Origin of the sequence: Pseudoxanthomonas sangjuensis (genome assembly GCF_010211755.1) — a bacterium.
Lineage (GTDB): Bacteria > Pseudomonadota > Gammaproteobacteria > Xanthomonadales > Xanthomonadaceae > Pseudoxanthomonas_A > Pseudoxanthomonas_A sangjuensis.
The window spans coordinates 82,955-103,316 of sequence record NZ_PDWR01000002.1; the positions used below are offsets into that span (position 1 = coordinate 82,955).

21 protein-coding genes are annotated in these 20,362 nt (G+C 69.7%); 11 read left to right on the forward strand and 10 right to left on the reverse strand.

The genetic code is table 11. The features are described from left to right. Positions 1–23: 23 nt before the first annotated feature. Both CSC71_RS01320 and CSC71_RS01325 read left to right on the forward strand, forming a co-directional pair. Positions 24–941 carry a M48 family metallopeptidase gene (locus tag CSC71_RS01320; protein ID WP_162372539.1) on the forward strand — a complete coding sequence of 306 codons (918 nt, stop codon included), beginning with the start codon at positions 24–26 and terminating at the stop codon, positions 939–941. After that, complete coding sequence (locus CSC71_RS01325) at positions 910–1,971, forward strand: alpha/beta hydrolase (protein WP_246191916.1); 1,062 nt, start codon at positions 910–912, stop codon at positions 1,969–1,971. Before CSC71_RS01320 ends, CSC71_RS01325 begins: the two co-directional genes overlap by 32 nt. A 63-nt stretch (positions 1,972–2,034) precedes the next feature. On the opposite strand, the gene phaR is transcribed toward CSC71_RS01325, so the two are convergent. The 3 genes from phaR to gluQRS all read right to left on the reverse strand — a co-directional run bounded on the left by phaR (position 2,035) and on the right by gluQRS (position 4,502). Then, positions 2,035–2,544, reverse strand: a complete 510-nt coding sequence (phaR, locus tag CSC71_RS01330; RefSeq protein WP_162372540.1) for a polyhydroxyalkanoate synthesis repressor PhaR — start codon at positions 2,542–2,544, stop codon at positions 2,035–2,037. Positions 2,545–2,739: 195 nt separating this feature from the next. Further along, a complete protein-coding gene (gene phbB, locus CSC71_RS01335) occupies positions 2,740–3,480 on the reverse strand; it encodes an acetoacetyl-CoA reductase (protein WP_162372541.1) in 741 nt (246 codons plus the stop codon). Positions 3,481–3,596: 116 nt separating this feature from the next. Further along, positions 3,597–4,502, reverse strand: a complete 906-nt coding sequence (gene gluQRS, locus CSC71_RS01340; protein WP_162372542.1) for a tRNA glutamyl-Q(34) synthetase GluQRS — start codon at positions 4,500–4,502, stop codon at positions 3,597–3,599. Between the two features lie 117 nt (positions 4,503–4,619). On the opposite strand from gluQRS, the gene htpX reads away from it, so the two are divergent. Next, complete coding sequence (htpX, locus tag CSC71_RS01345; RefSeq protein ID WP_162372543.1) at positions 4,620–5,510, forward strand: protease HtpX; 891 nt, start codon at positions 4,620–4,622, stop codon at positions 5,508–5,510. Between the two features lie 43 nt (positions 5,511–5,553). Here the strand turns inward: htpX and CSC71_RS01350 are convergent, their stop codons facing one another. Both CSC71_RS01350 and epmB read right to left on the reverse strand, forming a co-directional pair. Further along, entirely contained in the window at positions 5,554–7,629 is a 2,076-nt protein-coding gene (locus CSC71_RS01350; RefSeq protein ID WP_162372544.1) for an EAL domain-containing protein, read from the reverse strand. 143 nt (positions 7,630–7,772) lie between these two features. Then, the gene (gene epmB / locus CSC71_RS01355; protein ID WP_162372545.1) at positions 7,773–8,777 is read right to left on the reverse strand and encodes an EF-P beta-lysylation protein EpmB; all 1,005 of its coding nucleotides are present in this window, start codon (positions 8,775–8,777) and stop codon (positions 7,773–7,775) included. 116 nt (positions 8,778–8,893) lie between these two features. On the opposite strand from epmB, the gene efp reads away from it, so the two are divergent. The 7 genes from efp to folE2 all read left to right on the forward strand — a co-directional run bounded on the left by efp (position 8,894) and on the right by folE2 (position 14,702). After that, positions 8,894–9,460: an elongation factor P gene (gene efp / locus CSC71_RS01360; protein WP_162372546.1), complete on the forward strand. Its 567-nt coding sequence runs from the start codon at positions 8,894–8,896 to the stop codon at positions 9,458–9,460. Positions 9,461–9,463: 3 nt separating this feature from the next. Further along, positions 9,464–10,114, forward strand: coding sequence for a TMEM175 family protein (locus tag CSC71_RS01365; RefSeq protein ID WP_162372547.1), 651 nt, complete (start codon positions 9,464–9,466; stop codon positions 10,112–10,114). After that, complete coding sequence (locus CSC71_RS01370) at positions 10,111–11,451, forward strand: TRZ/ATZ family hydrolase (protein WP_162372548.1); 1,341 nt, start codon at positions 10,111–10,113, stop codon at positions 11,449–11,451. The genes CSC71_RS01365 and CSC71_RS01370 overlap by 4 nt, the downstream gene beginning before the upstream one ends. Before the next feature lie 138 nt (positions 11,452–11,589). Beyond that, positions 11,590–12,306: a bifunctional 2-polyprenyl-6-hydroxyphenol methylase/3-demethylubiquinol 3-O-methyltransferase UbiG gene (ubiG, locus tag CSC71_RS01375; RefSeq protein WP_162372549.1), complete on the forward strand. Its 717-nt coding sequence runs from the start codon at positions 11,590–11,592 to the stop codon at positions 12,304–12,306. After that, positions 12,303–12,980 (forward strand): phosphoglycolate phosphatase, encoded by a 678-nt coding sequence (locus tag CSC71_RS01380; protein WP_162372550.1) that lies wholly within the window; start codon positions 12,303–12,305, stop codon positions 12,978–12,980. Before ubiG ends, CSC71_RS01380 begins: the two co-directional genes overlap by 4 nt. Further along, the gene (locus CSC71_RS01385) at positions 12,977–13,696 is read left to right on the forward strand and encodes a phytoene/squalene synthase family protein (protein WP_162372551.1); all 720 of its coding nucleotides are present in this window, start codon (positions 12,977–12,979) and stop codon (positions 13,694–13,696) included. The genes CSC71_RS01380 and CSC71_RS01385 overlap by 4 nt, the downstream gene beginning before the upstream one ends. 85 nt (positions 13,697–13,781) lie before the next feature. Further along, positions 13,782–14,702 (forward strand): GTP cyclohydrolase FolE2, encoded by a 921-nt coding sequence (gene folE2 / locus CSC71_RS01390; protein ID WP_162372552.1) that lies wholly within the window; start codon positions 13,782–13,784, stop codon positions 14,700–14,702. Between the two features lie 84 nt (positions 14,703–14,786). On the opposite strand, the gene CSC71_RS01395 is transcribed toward folE2, so the two are convergent. The 3 genes from CSC71_RS01395 to yidD form a co-directional block, all read right to left on the reverse strand. Then, positions 14,787–15,590 carry a M23 family metallopeptidase gene (locus CSC71_RS01395; protein WP_246191917.1) on the reverse strand — a complete coding sequence of 268 codons (804 nt, stop codon included), beginning with the start codon at positions 15,588–15,590 and terminating at the stop codon, positions 14,787–14,789. A gap of 140 nt (positions 15,591–15,730) precedes the next feature. Beyond that, on the reverse strand, positions 15,731–17,077 hold the full coding sequence (locus CSC71_RS01400) for a dihydroorotase (RefSeq protein WP_162372554.1): 1,347 nt from the start codon (positions 17,075–17,077) through the stop codon (positions 15,731–15,733). Next, positions 17,062–17,316: a membrane protein insertion efficiency factor YidD gene (yidD, locus tag CSC71_RS01405; protein WP_162372555.1), complete on the reverse strand. Its 255-nt coding sequence runs from the start codon at positions 17,314–17,316 to the stop codon at positions 17,062–17,064. The genes CSC71_RS01400 and yidD overlap by 16 nt, the downstream gene beginning before the upstream one ends. Before the next feature lie 109 nt (positions 17,317–17,425). Between yidD and dksA the strand changes: the two genes are divergently transcribed. Continuing rightward, a complete protein-coding gene (gene dksA, locus CSC71_RS01410; protein WP_162372556.1) occupies positions 17,426–18,517 on the forward strand; it encodes an RNA polymerase-binding protein DksA in 1,092 nt (363 codons plus the stop codon). Between the two features lie 90 nt (positions 18,518–18,607). Here dksA and CSC71_RS01415 read toward each other — a convergent pair whose 3' ends face one another. Beyond that, positions 18,608–19,855, reverse strand: a complete 1,248-nt coding sequence (locus tag CSC71_RS01415; protein WP_162372557.1) for an MFS transporter — start codon at positions 19,853–19,855, stop codon at positions 18,608–18,610. Continuing rightward, complete coding sequence (locus CSC71_RS01420; RefSeq protein ID WP_162372558.1) at positions 19,852–20,322, reverse strand: SufE family protein; 471 nt, start codon at positions 20,320–20,322, stop codon at positions 19,852–19,854. Before CSC71_RS01420 ends, CSC71_RS01415 begins: the two co-directional genes overlap by 4 nt. Between the last annotated feature and the right edge of the window lie 40 nt (positions 20,323–20,362).

A 20,362-nucleotide genomic window follows, 5' to 3' on the forward strand; every position in this document is an offset into this window, starting at 1 on the left:
GATTGGGACGGAAGGAGAGGGCGATGAGGACTGACCCGTTCGGACGCAGCGCTTACGAACAGCGACCGCAGCGGCGCGGCATCAACCTGCGCTGGATCATCCTAGTGGCCTTCGCCGCCTACGCGGCGTGGAGCTGGTTCGGCAGCAAGCAGACCGATCCCTACACCGGCGCGGACGCGCACTACGGCGCTTCGCCGGAGGAGGAGGCCGAGCTCGGCGCGCAGGCCTACCAGGAAGTGCTGGGCGACGCGCAGGCGCAGCGCGCGCTGGTGCCGGCGAACGAGCAGGTCAGCCAACAGGTCCGCGCCATCGCCCAGCGCCTGATCGCGCGGGTGCCGCAGGTCGCCGCCGACCTGGCCGCCGAGCATGGCCAGCCGGTACCGGACCTGAGCAACTACCAGTGGGACGTCAACGTGATCGCCTCCGACGAGGCCAACGCCTTCTGCCTGCCGGGCGGCAAGATCGCGGTGTACACCGGGCTGATCCCGGTGGCACAGAACGCCGACGCGATGTCGGTGGTGATGGGCCACGAGATCGCCCACGCCCTGCTGCGCCACGGCGCGCAGCGCATGGCGCAGCAGAAGCTGGTGCAGCTGGGGCAGGTGGCCGCCGGCATTTCCGGCATCGACCAGCAGACCATGGCCGCGCTCGGCGCCGGCATCCAGTACGGCATCGTGCTGCCGTACGGGCGCAACCACGAGACCCAGGCCGACGAGGTGGGCCTGATGCTGGCCGCGGCCGCCTGCTACGACCCGGCGCAGGCGGTTCCGCTGTGGGAGCGCATGTCGCAACTCAACGGCGGCCAGCGCCCGCCGGAATTCGCTTCGACCCACCCGGACCCGGCCAACCGCATCGCCCGCCTGCAGGAACTGCAGCCGCGGGCGCAGGCGTTCTACCGGAAGTATTGCAGTGGGCAGGGCGCCGCGACCGGGATGCGCTGACGATCGCGCGGTTGCTGCGGCGCCGGGACGCCTCGCGCCCCGGGTCGCGGGATTCGCGATCGCCGCGGCGTGCCTGTTCGCCGTCGCCGGGGCGTTCGCCGGCGAAACGGGCGCTCGCCAGCCCGGCGAATACCCGCTGACCGAGGACTCGCTGGTCCATGCCGGCGTGCCGCATGGCCGGCTCGAAGGCCCGTTCGAATTCCACAGCCGGATCTTCGCCGGCACCGTGCGGCGCTACTGGATCTTCGTGCCGGCGCAGTACGACGGCAGCAAGCCTGCCAGCGTGCTGGTTTTCCAGGACGGCCAGCGCGCGATCAATCCCGAAGGCCCGCTGCGCGTGCCGGTGGTGATGGAGAACCTGATCCACCAGGGCGCGATGCCGGTGACCATCGGCATCTTCATCACCCCGGGGAATCTCTCGGAACACTATCCGGACGACCTCGGCATGTCCAACCCGGACCATCGCGCCGAGGAATACGACGCGCTCGGCGACGATTACGCGCGTTTCCTGGTCGAGGAAATGCTGCCCGAGGTCGGGAAGGAATACCGGCTGACCGACGATCCGGAACAGCGCGCCATCGGTGGTGCCAGCAGCGGTGCGATCTGCGCCTTCACCGTCGCCTGGCGGCGGCCGGACGCGTTCCGCAAGGTCGCCAGCCTGATCGGCAGCTATGTGTCGATCGGCTACCGGCCGGCGCAGGACGGCAGGCCGATGCAGCCGGGCGGCGACCTCTACCCGGGCCTGGTCCGCAAGAGCCCGATCCGTCCGCTGCGGATCTTCCTGCAGGACGGGTCGAACGACCTCGACAACGAGCACGGCAACTGGTTCCTCGCCAAACAGCAGATGCTGGCGTCGCTGCAATGGGCGAATGCCGAAGCGGATCGCAACGGCGTCGCCGGCCCGCGTTACGACGTGGCGCATGCATGGGGCGATGGCGGACATTCCGACGCGCACGGCGGGGCGCTGCTGCCCGACATCCTGCGCTGGTTGTGGCGCGACGCGACCAGGCAAGGGCGCAAGGCGCCGTGATCGCGGAAACGGAAAACGCCGGCGCGAGGCCGGCGTTTTCGCGGATACGGGTTTGCAGGTCGATCAGCGCGAACGCGTCGTCTTCGACGCCGGCGCCGGTTGCGGCGGATCCTGCGGCTTGCCGGTCGGGCGGCCCAGGCCGGAGGTCAGGTTGCGCTGGAATTCCTGCCAGATCTCCATGTTCCGCTCGGTCAGCTGGTTCATCATGCTCCACGGCGTCTGCCCGAGCAGGTTGCCCATCTGGCTGCGGAACTGCGCCTGCTGCTCCAGGAACAGCTGCATGCTGCGCTCCAGGTAGTTGCCCATGAAGCCCTGCAGCGAATCGCCGTAGAAGCGGATGATCTGGCTGAGCAGCTGGGTCGACAGCACCGGCTCGCCGTCCTGCTCGTGCTCGCTGATGATCTGCAGCAGCACCGAGCGGGTCAGGTCCTCGCCGGACTTGGCGTCGCGGACCTCGAAATCCTCGCCGTCGACGATCAGCTGGCGCACGTCCTCGATGGTGATGTAGCTGGAGATTTCGGTGTCGTAGAGACGGCGGTTCGGGTACTTCTTGATGATGCGGATTGCAGCCATTGGACTGGGTCACCCTGTGCGTAGAGGTGCAGCATGACGCACCGCAACAGTGCATGCAACAGGCAGAAGGAGGGGGGAGCCCTGTTCAGGGGGCGGGAAATGCTGCGCAGCATGGAAACCGTGCTGCAGGCGGCACCAGCGCGGGTGGCGGTCGTGTTTCCCCTTCCCGGACCGGCCGGAAAGGGGAAGCCTTCCTCACCAGCCCATGTGGTGGCCGCCGTTGATGTCCAGGTTGGAACCGGTGATCCACGCCGCCTGGTCGTCGACCAGGAAACCGACCGCGTAGGCGATCTCTTCCGGCCTGCCCAGGCGGCCGGTCGGGATGTCGGCGGCGATCTTGGCCCGCACTTCCTCCGGCACCGCCATCACCATGTCGGTGGCGACGTAGCCCGGCGAGACCGTGTTGACGGTGATGCCGAGCTTGGCGTTCTCGCGCGCCAGCGAAATGGTGAAGCCGTGCATGCCGGCTTTCGCGGCGGCGTAGTTGGCCTGGCCGTACTGGCCCTTGAGGCCGTTGATCGAGCTGATCTGGATGACGCGGCCCCACTTGCGCTCGCGCATGCCTTCGATCACCGGGCGGGTGACGTTGAACACCGAGTTGAGGTTGGTGTTGATCACGTCGTTCCACTGCTGCGGCGACATCTTGTGGAAGGTGGTGTCGCGGGTGATGCCGGCATTGTTGATCAGGATGTCGATCGGGCCCAGCTTGCTTTCGACCTCGCGCACCAGCTGCTCGGCGCTTTCCGGCGTGCCGACGTCGCCGGGTACCAGGGTGATGTCGTAGCCGTCGGCCTTCATTCGCGCCTGCCAGGCGTCGGCCTTTTCCTTGTTGCGGTAGTTGGTGGCGACCTTGTGGCCCATGTCGGCCAGCTTCTTGCAGATGGCGGTACCGATGCCGCCGGTGCCGCCGGTGACGAGTGCGACGCGCTGGCTCATGGGGGGAACTCCGGAAGGAAACAGGCGTGGGGAAGAATCGCGGCGCGGCGGATGTCGCGGCCGCTTTTCGGGTGGATCGATTCGAACGGTTCGATTCTAGACACGGTTCGCAGCAATCATGTTGTGCGCTGCAGCGCCGGAATCGCCACCGTGCGCGGCAGGCGCCGCGGATCGAAGGCGAGGGTCGCGGCGCGCAACAACCCGGCCGTATCCGTGGCGTCGTGCAGCGCGGTTTCGTCCTGCCCGAGGGTCCGCCATGCGGCGCGCAGCGCGGGCAACGGATCGGCCGCGTCGACCGGCCGGGCGGCATCCGATTTCGACAGCTTGCGCCCGGCCTCGTCCAGCAGCAGCGGCAAGTGCAGGTAGCGCGGCGTCGGCAGGCCCAGTGCGCGTTGCAGGAAGATCTGCCGGGGGGTGGAATCGAGCAGGTCGGCGCCGCGGACCACGTCGGTGACGCCCTGCGCGGCGTCGTCGACGACCACCGCGTGTTGGTAGGCCCAGCAACCGTCGGCGCGCTTCAGCACGAAGTCGCCGACTTCGCCGGCCAGGTCCTGTTCGATGCGGCCCTGCAGGCCGTCGTCGAAGGCGATACGCGTACCGTCCGGGACGCGCAGCCGGATCGCCGGGTCGGGGCGCGGTTGCGCGGCGACGCAGCGGCGGTGCACGCCGCCGTTCGCGGCCAGGGCGGTGCGGCTGCAATGGCAGACGAAGGCGCGGCCATCGGCGAGCAGGCGGTCGAGTGCGGCCTGGTACAGCGCCGAACGCTCGCTCTGCTTCGCCACCGGCGCATCGGAAACCAGTCCGAAGGCGTCCAGGGCCGCCAGCTGCGCCGCGGCCGCGCCGGCGACCTCGCGCGGCGGATCGAGGTCCTCGATGCGCACGAACCACTCGCCGTGCGCGTGCCGCGCCAGCAGCCAGCTGCCGAATGCGGCCAGCAGCGAACCGGCGTGCAGCGCCCCGGTCGGCGAGGGCGCGAACCTTCCCCGGTAGACGGGGGCGCGGCAGGGAACGGGATCGATCATCGGCGAGCGGGCGGAAAACTGAATCGTCGGCCAGCTGCCCGCTTGAATTCAAGCCGTCGCAACCGCAACTCCGGGAAAATGCCGCAGGCCCACGACCCGCATCACTGGAGACGACACGTGTTCACCCGCATCGCCCTGTTCCTTGCCACCAACCTGGCCGTGCTGTTCCTGGCCGGCATCGTGATGTCGCTGCTCGGCGTGAACCCGTCGCAGATGGGCGGCCTGCTGGTGATGGCCGCCCTGTTCGGCTTCGGCGGCTCGTTCGTGTCGCTGCTGACGTCGAAGTGGATCGCCAAGCGCACCACCGGCGCGCACGTGATTGAACAGCCGCGCAACGACGGCGAGCGCTGGCTGCTCGAAACCGTGCGCCGCCAGGCCCAGGCCGCCGGCATCGGCATGCCGGAAGTGGCCATCTACGACGGCCCCGAGATCAACGCCTTCGCCACCGGCGCCAACCGCAACAACGCGCTGGTCGCGGTGTCGACCGGCCTGCTGCGCAACATGAGCCGCGACGAGGCCGAGGCGGTGCTCGGCCATGAGGTCAGCCACGTCGCCAACGGCGACATGGTGACGATGGCGCTGCTGCAGGGCGTGCTGAACACCTTCGTGATCGTGCTGGCGCGCGTGGTCGGCGGCGTGATCGACAGCTACCTGTCCGGCAACCGCGAAAACAACGGCGGCCGCGGCTTCGCCTACTACATCATCGTGATGGTGCTGGAGATGGTGCTGGGCCTGTTCGCGACGATGATCGCGATGTGGTTCTCGCGCCGCCGCGAATTCCGCGCCGACGCCGGCGGCGCCAGCCTCGCCGGCCGGCAGAAGATGATCGCCGCGCTCGAGCGGCTGTCGCTGAACCACGGCCAGAGCACGCTGCCGAACCAGATCGCCGCGTTCGGCATCGCCGGCGGCATCGGCGAGGGCCTGAAGAAGCTGTTCCTGAGCCATCCGCCGCTGGAAGTGCGCATCGCCGCGCTGCGCAACGCGCCGGCGTCGCGGACCTTCGCCTGATTCGAAGGAGGCCCCTCTCCCCCGCGGGGGAAAGGGAAGGCGGTCAGCTGAAATCGTAGTTCATCGTCGCCGAGGACAGGGCCAGGAAGTGGCCCTGCACGTAGTCGACGCCGGCGCCGAACAACTGGGTCATCGTCGCCGCATCCTGCACGTATTCGGCCATGGTCACGATGCCGTCGGCTTCCGCGCGCTCGACGATGTCCTTGATCTTCTGCTGGTTGTCGGCCAGCTTGGGCAGGTCCTCGATCAGGCTGCGGTCGATCTTGAGGAAGGCCGGCCGGAAATGGCCGAGCAACTGGAACGAATCCAGCCCCGCGCCGAAGCGCTCCAGGCCGACCCGGCAGCCCAGCCGCGACGCGCCGGCGAGGAATTCCTGGGCCTGGCGCAGGTGGGTCGAGACCTTGGCTTCGGGTATTTCCAGCCACACCCGGTCGCCAGGCACGCCGTGCCGGGCCAGCGCCTGGCCGATGGCGTCGAGCAGGCGCGGGTCGCCGAACGACTCCGGACTGACCTTCAGCAGCAGGCGCGTGTCGTGCTTGCCGCGCAGGCGTTCGCCGATCAGCGCGATCGCGTTCGCCGCCACCCAGCGGTCGATGTCGGCGAGCAGGCCGTGCGATTCGGCGATGCCCAGGAAGGTCGTCGGGTTGACCGTTTCGCCTTCCGACTCCAGGCGCAGCAGGCATTCGTACAACTCGCCCGGCTCGCCCTTCAGGCTGACCACCGGCATGAAGTTGAAGGTGAAGCCGTCGTGGGCGATGGCATTGCGGATCAGCGCGATCCAGCTCTGGATGCGCTCCTCTTCGGCACGGTCGACCGCGCCGGGATCGAAGATCGCGACGCGGTTGCCGCCCAGCGCCGCCGAACCCTGCAGGTTCTCGCTGGCCTTGGCCAGCGCCTGGCCGACGTTGGCGTTCTTCTCGCCGACCTGCACGCCGCCGACGCTGGCGGTGACCGCGGCGGTGCGCGGGCCGATCTCGAACACGTGGCCGGCGAAGGCCTCGCGGATCTTCTCGGCCAGCGCGGCGGTGCGGTCGTGGCGGCCGCTGGCGAGCACCGCGAAGCCGTGCTCGCTGAAGCGCGCGGCGCGCACGTCCGGGCCGAGCGCGGCGGACAGGTGCGCGGCCATCGCCGCGATCAGCTTGTCGGCCGCGTCCAGGCCGATTTCCGGCAGCAGCCGGGCGTAATGGTCGGGCTCGACCAGCAGCAGGCCGTATTGCGCCTCGCCGCGGCCGGCGGCGGCGATCGCGTCCTCGAGTTCGCGCAGGAACGCCGGGCGGTTGAGCAGGCCGGTGACCGCGTCGCGCTGGCGCAGCGCTTCGACCTCGCGCGCCAGTTCCGGGTCGGCCAGTTCCTCGCGGCGGCGGAACACGACCTGCACGCAGTGCTCGCCTTCGTAGGTGGCGGTGGCGAACTCCAGCGTCGCGGGGAAGCTTTCGCCGCCCAGGGTGCGCGCTTCCAGCGGGTAGGGGGCCGGGGGCTCGCCCTTGCTCAGCTGCTTGAGCAGCTGCTTGAACTCGCCGACGTAGTCCGGCGCGACCATGTCCAGCAGCGACATGCCCTCGACGTCCTCGAACGACTCGAAGCCGAACATCTCGAGGTAGGCGTCGTTGGCGCGGATGTGCATGCCTTCGTGGATGTAGGCGATGGGATCGCGCGACGAGGCGATCAGCGCGTCGCAGCGCCGCTCGGTTTCGCGCACCTGCGATTCGAGCCGGCGCAGCGCGCGGCGGGCGTTGAGGTCGTTCCATTCGGCCAGCACGACCTTCAGCAGGTGTTCCGGATGCTGGCGCAGCGCCACCGCGCGCGCGCCGGCGGCGATGTCGCCGGCCAGTTGCGCGGCGTCGATGGCGTCGGCCACGACCACCAGCGGGATGTCCTTGCCGCTGGCCACGACCCTGGACAGCACCGCCTGCAGCGGCACGGCGCGCGACGAACGCGCGGCCAGCACCAGGTCGATGGGTTGCGAATCGATCTGCAGCGCCAGTTCGTCGGCGTTGAGCGGACGCAGCGGGCGCACGGCGACGCCGTTGTTGCGGAAGACGTTTACGATGGCCTCGGCATCCTCGCCGCTGTCGTCGATGACCATCAACCGGATGGTCGTGTCTTTGCCGGTCTGCATGAAGCGCTTCCGTCGGGGGAGCGCGATTAATACACGAAGCGGGCGGGCGGCGTCCAACGCGGAGGTCGCAAACCGGCGGCCATGCGCGGCGCCGGCGCGGATCCGCGACGCCCGGCACGCCCCGGCGCGGGCACCGGTAACGGTTACAGCGGGCGCTTGCCGCTGTCGCCGGGTACTTCGCGGACCAGCTTCGGCACCAGGTAGCCGGACAGGCGCGCGGCCAGGGCGGCGTGCAGGGCGCGGGCGCGGTCCTCTTCGACCTCGAAGTGGGCCGTACCCTGCACCCGGTCCAGCTGGTGCAGGTAATAGGGCAGCACGCCGGCGGCGAAGCCGCGTTCGCTCAGGTCGGCCAGCGCGTCGACGCTGTCGTTGACCCCGCGCAGCAGCACGGCCTGGTTCAAGACCTGCGCCCCGGCGCCGCGGATGCCGGCCAGCGCGGCATCGACCGAGGCATCGAATTCGTTGGCATGGTTGGCATGGATGACGAAAGCCACCGGCCACGGCAGCGCGGCCAGCCAGCCGAGCAGGGCGGCGTCGACGCGTTCGGGCAGCACCACCGGCAGGCGGCTGTGGATGCGCAGGCGCTTCAGGTGCGGGATGCCGGCCAGCGCAGCGGTCAGCTCGGCCAGCTTGGGCGTGGCCAGCGACAGCGGATCGCCGCCGGACAGGATGACTTCGTCGATGCCGGCGTCGGCCCGGACCAGTTCCACCGCCTCGTGCCAGCCATCGCGGGCCGCGGTCTCGTCGGCGTAGGGGAAGTGGCGGCGGAAGCAGTAGCGGCAGTGCACTGCGCAACTGCCGGTGGCGACCAGCAGGGCGCGGCCGCGGTACTTCTGGATGACCCCGGCGCCGGTCTTCGCTGCCGCATCGCCGACCGCGTCCAGGTCGAAGCCCGGGGCGGGGCGCATTTCCTCGTCCAGCGGCAGGACCTGGCGCAGCAGCGGGTCGGCGGGGTCGCCCTTGCGCATGCGCGCGACGAAGCCGTGCGGCACCCGCAACGGGAACCGGGCCGCGGCTTCGTCCGAAATCCGCCAGGCCAACCCCGGCAAATCGAGCAGGGACAACAGTTCGCGCGGGTCGCGCACGGCGCCGCGCCAGAGCTGTTGCCAGCTCGGTGGCTGCATCGGCAGGGGGGGGGCGGGGATCATAGGTGACCAGAAAACAAGCGCCCGCCGGTCGCGGCGGGCTTTCCGGATTTTAAACCAAGAACCTATCCTGCCGGCCGCCCCGCGGCGGGCTTGCCTTACCCCGAAGGAGTTCCAGCATGGCCAGCTATGGCATGAACGACGTCAAGAACGGGATGAAGATCCTGATCAACAACGAACCGGCGGTCATCACCGAAACCGACTACGTCAAGCCGGGCAAGGGCCAGGCCTTCACCCGCGTGCGCTACCGCCTGATCAAGTCCGGCCGCGTGCAGGAAATCACCATGAAGTCGACCGACTCGGTCGAGGCCGCCGACGTGGTCGACACCGACATGCAGTACCTGTATTCGGACGGCGAGTACTGGCACTTCATGCAGCCGGAGACCTTCGAGCAGGTGCAGGCCGACAAGGCCGGCATGGGCGGCGCCGAGAAGTGGCTGAAGGGCGAGGAGGAGTGCGTGGTGACCCTGTGGAACGGCACCCCGATCGGCGTGCAGCCGCCGAACTTCGTCGAGCTGAAGATCGTCGAGACCGACCCGGGCCTGCGCGGCGACACTTCCGGCGGCGGCGGCAAGCCGGCCACGCTGGAAACCGGCGCGGTGGTCCGCGTGCCGCTGTTCGTCGGCCAGGACGAAGTGATCAAGGTCGACACCCGCACCGGCGAATACGTTTCGCGCGTGAAGTAAGCCATGGGCGAGGGCAAGGCACCGCGCGACGTCTTCCCGCACGACCGCGTCGTGTTCTTCAGCGACGCGGTCTTCGCCATCGCCATCACCCTGCTCGCGATCGAGCTGCATCTGCCGGACGCCGAGTCGATCGAGCGCGTCGGCGCCAATGCGGCATGGAGCGAGACGACCGCGCTGTTCATCGCCTACGCGATCAGTTTCCTGGTCCTGGCCCTGTTCTGGACCGGACACATGCAGACCTGGAAACACGTGACGCGCGCCACCAGCGGGCTGGTCTGGTGCTCGGTGCTGCAATTGATGTTCGTCGCGCTGATGCCGTTCGCCACCCGCGTGTACTCGGAGGCCTTCCACGGCGGCAGCCGCGGCAGCTTCGCCTTCTACAGCCTGGTGCTGGCGGGCGTATCGCTGTTCTCGTGGCTGTCCCGGCGCATGGTGGTGCGGCAGGAGAACCTGCGCGAAAGGCTCGGCAAGGAGCAGGCGAGCTGGCTGGTGTGGCGCGGGCTGGTGCCGCTGCTGGTGTTCGCCGCCGGCATCCCGCTGGCCTTCGTGCTGCCGGTGTGGCTGGGCGGCTTCGTGTTCGCGATGATCTTCCCGCTGACGCTGCTCGCGAAGTGGCTGTGCTTCCGTCCGACGAGCGCCGGGCCCGCCGCATGAGCGAAACGCAACCGCAAGCCTGCGACCTGCTGATCGAAGCCGGCTTCGTCGTCCCGGTCGAGCCGCACGGCGTCGTCCTCGAAGACCACGCCGTCGCCGTTTCCGACGGGGAAATCGTCTCGGTGGCGCCGGTCGCCGAGGCGCGCCGGCGTTTCCGGCCCGCCCGGGTCGTGGCGCGGCCCGAAGGCGCGCTGATCCCCGGCCTGGTCAACGCGCACACCCACAACCCGATGACCCTGCTGCGCGGCATCGCCGACGACCTGCCGCTGAAGGTATGGCTGCAGCAGCACATCTGGCCGATCGAGGGCGCGGTGATCGGCCCCGACTTCGTCGCCGACGGCGTGGCCCTGGCCATCGCCGAGATGCTGCGCGGCGGCACCACCTGCTGCAGCGAGAACTACTTCTTCCCCGACGTGCAGGCCGCCGTGTACAAGCGGCACGGCTTCCGCGCGCTGGTCGGCCTGCCGGTGATCGACTTCCCGACCGCGTGGGCCAAGTCCGACGACGAATACTTCGACCGTGCCGGCGAAGTGCACGACGCCTGGCACGACGACGGGCTGATCGCCACCGCATTCGCACCGCACGCGCCGTACACGGTCAACGACGCGAACTTCGAACGCATCCGCCTGCTGTCCGACCAGCTCGACGTGCCGGTGCACCTGCACCTGCACGAGACCGCACAGGAAGTGCAGCAGTCCATCGAGCAGCACGGCCAGCGCCCGATCGCGCGGCTGGACCGGCTGGGCCTGATCGACGAGCGCCTGATCGCCGTGCACATGACCCAGCTGACCGAGGCCGAGATCCGCCTGTGCGCCGAACGCGGCGTGTCGGTGGTGCATTGCCCGGAATCGAACCTCAAGCTCGCCTCCGGCTTCTGCCCGGCCTGCGCGCTCGAACGTGCGGGCGTGAACCTGGCGCTCGGCACCGACGGCTGCGCCAGCAACAACGACCTCGACATGTTCGGCGAGACGCGCACCGCCGCGCTGCTGGCCAAGGCCGTCGCGCACGATGCCGCCGCGCTGGACGCCTTCGCCGCGTTGCGCGCGGCCACGCTCGGCGGCGCGCGCGCGCTGGGCTTCGGCGACCGGATTGGCTCGATCGAACCGGGCAAGCAGGCCGACCTGGCCTGCGTCGACCTGTCGGCGCTGGAAACCCAGCCGCTGCACCACGTGGTGTCGCAACTGGTCTATGCCACCGGCCGCCACCAGGTCAGCGACGTGTGGATCGCCGGCAAGCCGAAGCTGCAGCAGCGCGAACTGGTCGACATGGACATGGCCGGCCTGGTCGCCAACGCGAAGCAGTGGCGGAAACGGATCGCCGCGATCCGCACGAGCTAGTTCTTGCCGAAGTTTCCGCGGAAACGGGGCTTTCAACCGACGAATGTCGGGTCAGTCATGGACGTCGCCCTCGCGGCCTCGGGACAAAAGTCCGCGGATCCCCGCCTGCGCGGGGATGACATCTGAGAGAATGTCGCCATGAGCATGAATGCCGCCTCCGACAACTTCAGCCAGGCCGAACTCGACAAGTTCGGCGCGCTCGCCAACCGCTGGTGGGACCCGGATGGCCCGCAGAAGGCGCTGCACGCGCTGAACCCGGTGCGCCTGGACTACGTCGCGCAGCGCGTTCCGCTGCCGGGCGCGAACGTGCTCGACGTCGGTTGCGGCGGCGGCCTGCTCAGCGAGGCGCTGGCGAAGACCGGGGCGAAGGTGACCGCGATCGACCTGGCGCCGGAACTGCTGAAGGTGGCGCGGCTGCACCGGCTCGAATCCGGGGTCGGCGTCGATTACCGCCAGCAGTCGGTCGAAGACCTCGCCGCCGAAGCGCCCGCCAGCTTCGACGCGATCACCTGCATGGAAATGCTCGAACACGTGCCCGATCCTTCGTCGATCATCGGCGCCTGCGCGACGCTGCTGAAGCCGGGCGGACGCCTGTTCCTGTCGACGCTGAACCGCACCCCGGCCGCGTTCGCGCTGGCGATCGTCGGCGCCGAATACGTCGCGCGGCTGCTGCCGAAGGGCACGCACCACTACCAGGACTTCATCCGCCCGTCCGAACTGGCCGCGTGGCTGCGCGGCGCCGACCTGCAGCTGGAAGACGTCAGCGGCCTGGCCTACGAGCCGTGGCGTAACGGCGCGCGGTTGATCCGCCGTACCGACGTGAATTACCTGGCCTGCGCGGCCAAGCCGGCGTGACCGCATCCGTTTTCCCGAAGGCGGCGCTGTTCGACCTCGACGGCACCCTGCTCGACAGCGCGCCGGACTTCCTGGCCACGGCCAACCGCATGCGCGAAGCGCGCGGCGTCGCGCCGATGGCGCTGGATGAGCTGCGCCCCTACGTCTCGCGCGGCGCGCGGGCGATGCTCGGCGCGGTTTTTCCCGACGCCGGGCAAGCCGATCGCGAAGCGCGGGTGCCCGAATTCCTCAACATCTACCAAGGCGAGATTGGCCGCCATGGCCTGCCGTTCGACGGTGTCGCCGCGCTGCTCGAAACCCTGGAAAACAACGGCGTCGCCTGGGGCATCGTCACCAACAAGCCCGAATACCTGGCGCGCGAGATCCTGCCGCACTGCGGCTGGGAAACGCGCTGCGCGGTGCTGATCGGCGGCGACACGCTGGCCGAGCGCAAGCCGCATCCGCTGCCGCTGCTGGCCGCGGCTGAACGCATCGGCATCGGCCCGGCCGATTGCGTCTACGTCGGCGACGACGAGCGCGACATCGTCGCCGCGCGCGCGGCCGGGATGCGCTCCATCGCCGCGCTGTGGGGCTACCGGCTGGACGGCGAGATGCCGGCGGAGTGGGGCGCCGACGCGGCGGTCGAACGACCGGCGCAACTGCTCGACGCGACGGCATGGCCGCGGCGGCGATGAGCAATTCCGCCGCCCTCGACAGCTTCCTCGACAAATGGCGCAGCCGCTGGCCGGAGTGGCGGGTGGCCGAGGCGTTCGTGCCGCCGGCGCAGCGCGAGCTCGCCGTGGCCTGGTTCGCGCTGCTGCAGGAATTCGAGGACGCGATGAACATCGCCGGCGACCCGACCCCGGCCGATGCCAAGCTCGGCTGGTGGGGCGAGGAGCTGCGCGACTGGTCGCGGCGGCGTTCGCGGCACCCGCTCGGCCGCGTGCTCGAACCGCGGCACGCGCCGTGGTTCGAGCTGGCCGAGGGGCTGCCCGCGCTGGTCCGCCTGCGCGAGCGCCCGCACGACATGATGTCGGCGTTCGCCGCGGTGCAGCCGCTGGCGGAGGCGATGGTGGCGGTCGAGGACGGCGTGCTCGACCGCGCCGGCAAGTCGGAATCGCCGGTCCTTCGCGCGCAGGCGATCGCGTGCCAATTGCTGGCTTCGCGGCTGTTCGCGGCCGGCGACGGGGCGGTTCCGCAGGAAGCGGCGGAGCGGCCGGGCGCCGGGCAGGCATGGGCGCAGGTCTTGCTGGCGCAGTGGCCGCCGCACGCGGGCGAGGCCACGCCGCGCAGGCTGTGGGCCGCACTGGCGCGTTCGCGCCTGCAGCGTTTCGAGCCCGGCGCGCAGGGCGTCCGGCCGCTTTCGAACCTGCGCCTGCTGTGGCTGGCCTGGCGCACGGCCCGGGCCTGAACGGTCTGGGGCGGGACGGACCGTTGCAGGGCCGTTCGCGTCCGAATCGGTACAATCCCGGTCCGCTTTGACCAATTCCCCTGCCATGTCCTCCGTCGTTCGTCCCGACCTTCCCGACGTTGCCCACCAGTCCGTGCCGCTGGCGCGGGCGCTGGATTGGGTCGGCATGGACAACATCGCGCTGCCGGTGCGGATTCCCGATGGCGCCGGCGGATACGTGCAGGTCGCCGCGAACATCGACCTTGCCGTCAACCTGACCCGGCCGGAAGAGCGCGGCATCCACATGTCGCGGCTGTACCTGCAACTGCAGGACGGCCTGGCGCGCGAAACCATCACCCCGGCCGGCCTGCGCAAGCTGTTGCAGGAAGGCATCGATTCGCAGTCGGGCATCGCCGATGCGGCGCGGCTGGTGGTGCGCTACGAGGCGCTGCTGCAGCGGCGCGCGCTGGAAAGCGGCTTCGCCGGCTGGAAGAAGTATCCGGTCGAGATCGAAGCGGTGCTGCGCGAAGGCCACCTGCACCTGGCCCTCGGCTTCGCGGTGGAGTATTCCAGCACCTGCCCGGCCTCCGCGGCGCTGTCGCGGCAGGCCAACGCCGAGCGCTTCGCCGAGGATTTCGCCGCCGCGCGCCCGCTGTCGGTCAACGCGGTACGCGACTGGCTGGCGTCCGAACGCGGCATGGCCGCGACCCCGCATGCGCAGCGCAGCACCGCGCGCGTGCGCGTGGAACTGAAGCCGCAGTTCGACGAACTGCCGCTGGTTGCGCTGATCGACGCGCTGGAAACCGCGCTGGCCACGCCGGTGCAGACCGCGGTCAAGCGCGTCGACGAGCAGGCGTTCGCCAGGTTGAACGCCGAAAACCTGATGTTCTGCGAAGACGCCGCGCGCCGCGTGGCCTCGGTCCTCGCCAACGACCCGCGCATCGCCCGCTACGACGCCACGGTTTCGCATTACGAGAGCCTGCATCCGCACGACGCGGTGGCGCGGGTAAGTGGCGTCAACGCCTGAAGGATAGGGCGGGTCATGACCCGCCCTACGAGTTCTGCGAGCGCTTCCGGGGCTCATCGGAAAGCGCGAATTCCGACTTCTCGATTATTTCCCGCGCTCCAGCACCAGCAGCGGATCGATCCGCACGTCGAACCAGTTCATCCCCCAGTGCAGGTGCGGCCCGGTCGCGCGGCCGGTGGCGCCGACCGCGCCGATGACCTGGCCCTGTTCGACGCGGTCGCCGACCTTCACGTCCAGGCGCGACAGGTGCAGGAAGTTCGAGCTGACGCCGAAGCCGTGGTCGATCAGCAGCGTGCCGCCGGTCAGGTACAGGTCCGGCGCGGCGAAGGTCACCACCCCCGCGGCCGGCGCTTTCACCGGCGTGCCGTTCGGCGCGGCGATGTCCATGCCCGAGTGCGGCGACTTCGGCGTGCCGTTGTACACGCGCTGGTTGCCGAAGCGGCCGCTGATCCGGCCCTGCACCGGCCAGATGAAGGTTTGCACGAAGTCGGTGCGGTCGTCGTCGCGCCCGCGTGCCGCGACCACTTGCGCCTGCTCGCGCGCGATCCGCGCGGCGATCGCCGGCGGCGGGTTCACCGTGGCCGGCGGCACGCCCCTGACCTGTTCGACCGGCCAGTCGCGCGGCGTCACCACGATGCTCGCGCTTTCGCTGCCGCCATCGGGACGAACGACATCGACCTGTAGCGGGCCTTTTTCATCGCGGCCCACGCCGAACACCACGGTGCCGTAACCGCTGACCCGCAGCGTGCGGCCCGCGTACGTCACCTCGCTGCCCGGCGGCACCTTGCCGAACACCAGCGTGCCCTGCGACACGCTGGCGGGAAAGACGATGCGCTGGTCGGCTGCGGTTTGCTCGCTGCCGGTTCGGGCGAGCAGGGAGGGGGGCATTGCGGCAAAGGCGAAAAGAACCGACATCGCCATTCCCGCGAGAGCGGGAATCCGGTGCCTCTGCCGTTCGCACAGGTCGCGGCGACCCGGGCGGAAGCCGCCGGATTCCCGTTTCCGCGGGAATGGCGGGCGAACGGATTTCAACGATCGAACTCCAGCCGCTGTCCGACCGGCGTGCCGACCAGTTGCTCGCCGTTCCAGACCATGCGGCCGTTGACCCAGGTCGCGGCGACGCGGTGCTGGAAGGTCCTGCCCTCGAACGGCGACCAGCCGCACTTGCCCAGCACGTCTTCGCGCTTCACCGTGAACGGGTCGTGGTCGATCAGCACCAGGTCGGCGGCGTAGCCCTCGCGCAGGAAGCCGCGGCCCTTCACGTCGAACAGCTGCGCCGGCGCATGCGCGAACTTCTGCACCACCTGCGCGAGCTTCAGTTTCTTCTCGTGCACCAGCTCCAGCGCGGCGACCAGCGCGTACTGCACCAGCGGCAGGCCGGACGGCGCCTGCGCGTAGGGCTTTTCCTTTTCCTCCAGCGTGTGCGGCGCGTGGTCGGTGGCCAGCACGTCGAGCACGTCGCTGGCCAGCGCCTTGACCAGCGCCTCGCGGTCGCCGGCGTCCTTGATCGCCGGGTTGCACTTGATCAGGTTGCCGAGCGTTGCGTAGTCGGCGCGGTCGAAGCGCAGGAAGTGGATGCAGGTCTCGGCGGTGATGCGCTTGCGCCGGCCGTCGGCCTGGAACAGCGGGCCGGGGGTGAACAGCGCCAGTTCGTCGGCGGTGGAAACGTGCAGCACGTGCAGGCGGCTGCCGTGCTTGCGCGCCAGCGAGGTCGCCAGCCGGGTCGACTTGATGCAGGCCTCGCGCGAGCGGATGTCCGGGTGCATCTCCGCGGTCAGCGCGTCGCCGTACTTCGCCTTGAACGCCGCCATGTTCGCGTCGATGGTCGGCGTGTCCTCGCAGTGGGTGATGATCGGCGTCGGCGCCTCGCGGAAGATGCCGTCGAGGATGTCCGGGTCGTCGACCAGCATGTTGCCGGTCGAGGCGCCCATGAACACCTTCACCCCGGGCGCGGCCTTCGGGTCCAGCGTGCGGATGTTGTCCAGATTGTCGTTGCTGGCGCCGAAGTAGAAACCGTAATTGCCCCAGGCGCGGCCCTTGGCCAGCGCGTACTTGGCTTCCAGCGCGGCCGCGTCCAGCGTCGGCGGGTTGGTGTTGGGCATGTCCATGAAGCTGGTCAGGCCGCCGGCCACCGCCGCGGCCGATTCGCTGGCGATGTCGCCCTTGTGGGTCAGGCCGGGTTCGCGGAAGTGCACCTGGTCGTCGATCATGCCCGGCAGCAGCCAGCGCCCGCCGGCCTCGATCACCTGGTCGCCGGGGCGTGCGGCGATCTGGCCGTCGATGCGGGCGATGCGGCCGTTTTCGACCAGGAGATCGGCGTCGAATTCGCGGCCTTCGTTGACCAGGCGGGCGTTGACGATCAGCGTGGCGGGCATGAACAGCTTCCGGAGTCGTGTGGACGGGGAGGGACGGGGTCGTAGCCACCCGGGTTCAGCGGATGGCAGCGGCCGACGCGCCTTGCGGCCAGCCAGGAACCCTTCAGCGGTCCGAAACGGTCGATCGCTTCCATCGCGTATTCGGAGCAACTGGGGGCGAAACGGCAGCGCTGACCCAGCATCGGGCTGAGGAAGCGCTTGTAAATCCGCAGCAACGCTATGAGAAGGCGGCCGAGCATGCCCGCATGATACCGGCAAGACCAAGGGCGTGGTTGCCGTGACGGCCACGGTGGGCTATAAAGGCCCGCTTTTCCCGGGCCCCGGGAAGTTTCCAGGGAAGTGTTGTTCGTGTCCGCGAAGAAACCTGCGAAGAAGGCCGCCAAGGCCGCCAAGAAGACCGCCGCGCCGAAGAAGCCGGCCAAGTCCACCGCCGCCAAGAAGGCTGTCGCCAAGAAGGCCGCCGCCAAGCCTGCCGCCAAGAAGGCCGTCGCCAAGCCTGTCGCGAAGAAGAAACCGGCCGCCAAGCCGGCCAGCAAGGCGGTCGCGGCCAGGAAGCCTGCCGCGAAGAAGGTCCCGGCCAAGCCGGCGGTCGCCGCGAAGAAGCCGGCAACCAAGGCCAAGCCGGTCAAGCCGGCCAAGCCCGCTCCCAAGCCCGTCGTCAAGAAGGTGCCGGCCAAGCCCGCGCCGAAGGCGACCGCATCCGTTCCGAAGCCGGCCGCCAAGCCAACGGCAAAGCCGGCTCCGGCCAAATCCGCCACCGCCCAGGCCGCTGGCCGGGTGGAAGCGCCTGCATCGAAAGCCGCTGTCCAGCCCGCGCCCGCGGCCAAGGCCCCATCCCCCGCAAAACCTGTGCCTGCCGCCAAAACGAATTCGAAACCCTCCGAACCCGCCGCTGCCCCCGTAGTGGTCGCTCCGAAACCCCGCCCCATCGGCAAGGTCGCCGTGCCCGTGCGCAACGCCAAGCCCGCCGCGCCCGCGCCGCGCGGCCCGATCAAGGGGGTGTCGTACAAGACCGACGAAGCCACCGGCCGCCCGATCCTCCCGCCAGGCTACAAGCCGTCGCCGGACGAGGAATACATGAGCCCGCTGCAGCAGGAATACTTCCGCCAGCGCCTGCTGCAATGGCGTGCCGATCTGGTCGAGGAATCCAAGCAGACCATCGAGAACCTGAAGGACGAGGTGCGCGACATCGGCGACGAGGCCGAGCGCGCCACCCGCGAAACCGAGAACTCGCTGGAACTGCGCACCCGCGACCGCTACCGCAAGCTGATCGGCAAGATCGACAGCACGCTCAAGCGCCTGGACGCCGGCGACTACGGCTACAGCGTCGATTCCGGCGAGGAAATCGGCCTGGAGCGGCTGGAAGTGCGCCTGACCGCCGAGCGCACGATCGACGAGCAGGAACGCTGGGAACACCTGCAGAAGCAGCAGGGCGACTGATCCGTCCCGAACCCGAACCCGTCGTTCCGTTGCGAAGCCCCGCGAAAGCGGGGCTTCCGCGTTCCGGGCGGCGCGAAAACCGGGCCGGGTCTATTCCAGTTCGCGAAGGTCCAGCCGTCGCAGCCTGGGGGCCTTCGCCGCCGTGGTGCCGACCACGCCGAGGATCGCGCAGCCGCCGACCAGCACCGCCGGGATCAATCCCAGCAATCGCGCCATCGTGCCGGCGTAGAACGCGCCGAGTTCGTTCGACGAACTGATGAAGATGCCGTTGATCGACGACACCCGCCCGCGCATCTCGTCGGGCGTGGCCAGTTGCAGGATCGTCGAGCGCACCCCCACCGACACGCCATCGCACGCACCGTAGGCCAGCAGGATGCCCGCCGACAGCCAGAAGCTGCGCGACAGGCCGAATGCGATCACGCACAGGCCGAAGCCGGCCACCGCGAACAACAGCACGCGGCCGGCGTGCCGCTGCAGCGGATGCCGCGCCAGCCACAGGCCGACGCCGATCGAACCCAGCGCCGGCGCCGCGCGCAGGATGCCCAGGCCCTGCGGGCCGTAGAGCAGGATGTCGTGGATGAAGGCCGGCAGCATCGCGACCACGCCGCCCAGCAGCACCGAGAACATGTCCAGCGCCATCGCGCCGAGCATGATCTGGTGGGCGAACACGAAGCGGATGCCTTCGGCGATGCTGGCGAAGATCGGCGGGCTGACCGCGGGCGGCGTCGGCTCTTCCACCTGTAGCCGCGACAGTGCCGCCGCGGCCAGCAGCGCGAACGCCGCTGCCACGCCGTAGGCCAGCGCCTTGCCGCCGAAGCCGACCAGCAGGCCGCCCAGCGCCGGGCCGGCGACCAGCCCGGTCTGGAACACCACGCTGCCCAGCCCGGCGCCGCGCACGAAGTCCTCGCGTGCCAGCACGCGCGCGAACAGCGCATTGAAGATCGGGCTGAGGAACGAGCGCGCGATGCCGGTCAGCGCGATCGCCGCGTAGATCGGCCAGGTGCCGCGTGCCGGCAGCAGGTCCAGGGCGACGGCGGCCAGCACCAGCGCGGTCGTCGCCAGCGCCGCGCACGCGGCCGTGCCGAGCCTGCGCCGCGGCAGGTGGTCGACGAGATGGCCGGCGAACGGCGCCACGCAGAAGAACGGCAGCACTTCGGCCAGGCCCACCAGGCCGAGCGAGAAAGTGTTGCGGGTCAGCTCGTAGATGTGCCAGCCGACGCTGACCGCGACGATCTGGTACGAAAGCAGGGCGCAGATGCGGTAGGCCAGTACCGCGGCGAAGCGGCGGTTGCGCAGCAGCGAAAGCGCGCCGGGCGGCTCGGCGGCTTCCGCACTCACGCCTGCCGCGCCTGCCGTACGTCGGTGCCGTCTTCCGCCGCCTGCGCGGTCCGGCGGATGAAGTCCAGCAGCGCGGCCAGGCCGTTGCTGCGCGTCGGCGACAGGTGCTTGGCCAGGCCGATGTCGGCGATGTAGCTGGCCTCGGTGCCGAGGATTTCCCCGGCACTGCGCCCGGAATAGACGCGCAGGGCGAGGTAGATCAGGCCGGAGACGATGGCCGAGTCGCTGATCGCCTGGAAGTCGAGCTTCGATGCGTCGCCTCCCGGCACGATCCAGACCAGCGATTGGCAGCCGAGCAGGCGATGTTCCTCGGTCTTCCATTCCTCGGGGAAGGCCGGCAGCTTGCGGCCGAGATCGATCAGGTACTGGTAGCGCTCGGACCAGTCGCCGAAGAAGGCGAACTCGTCGCGGATCGCCTGCTGCGCTTCGGCGGCGGTGGGTTCGAGCGGGAAAGTCGTTTCGGTCATTGTAGGAGCGGCGTAAGCCGCGATGCTTTTTGCACGGTCC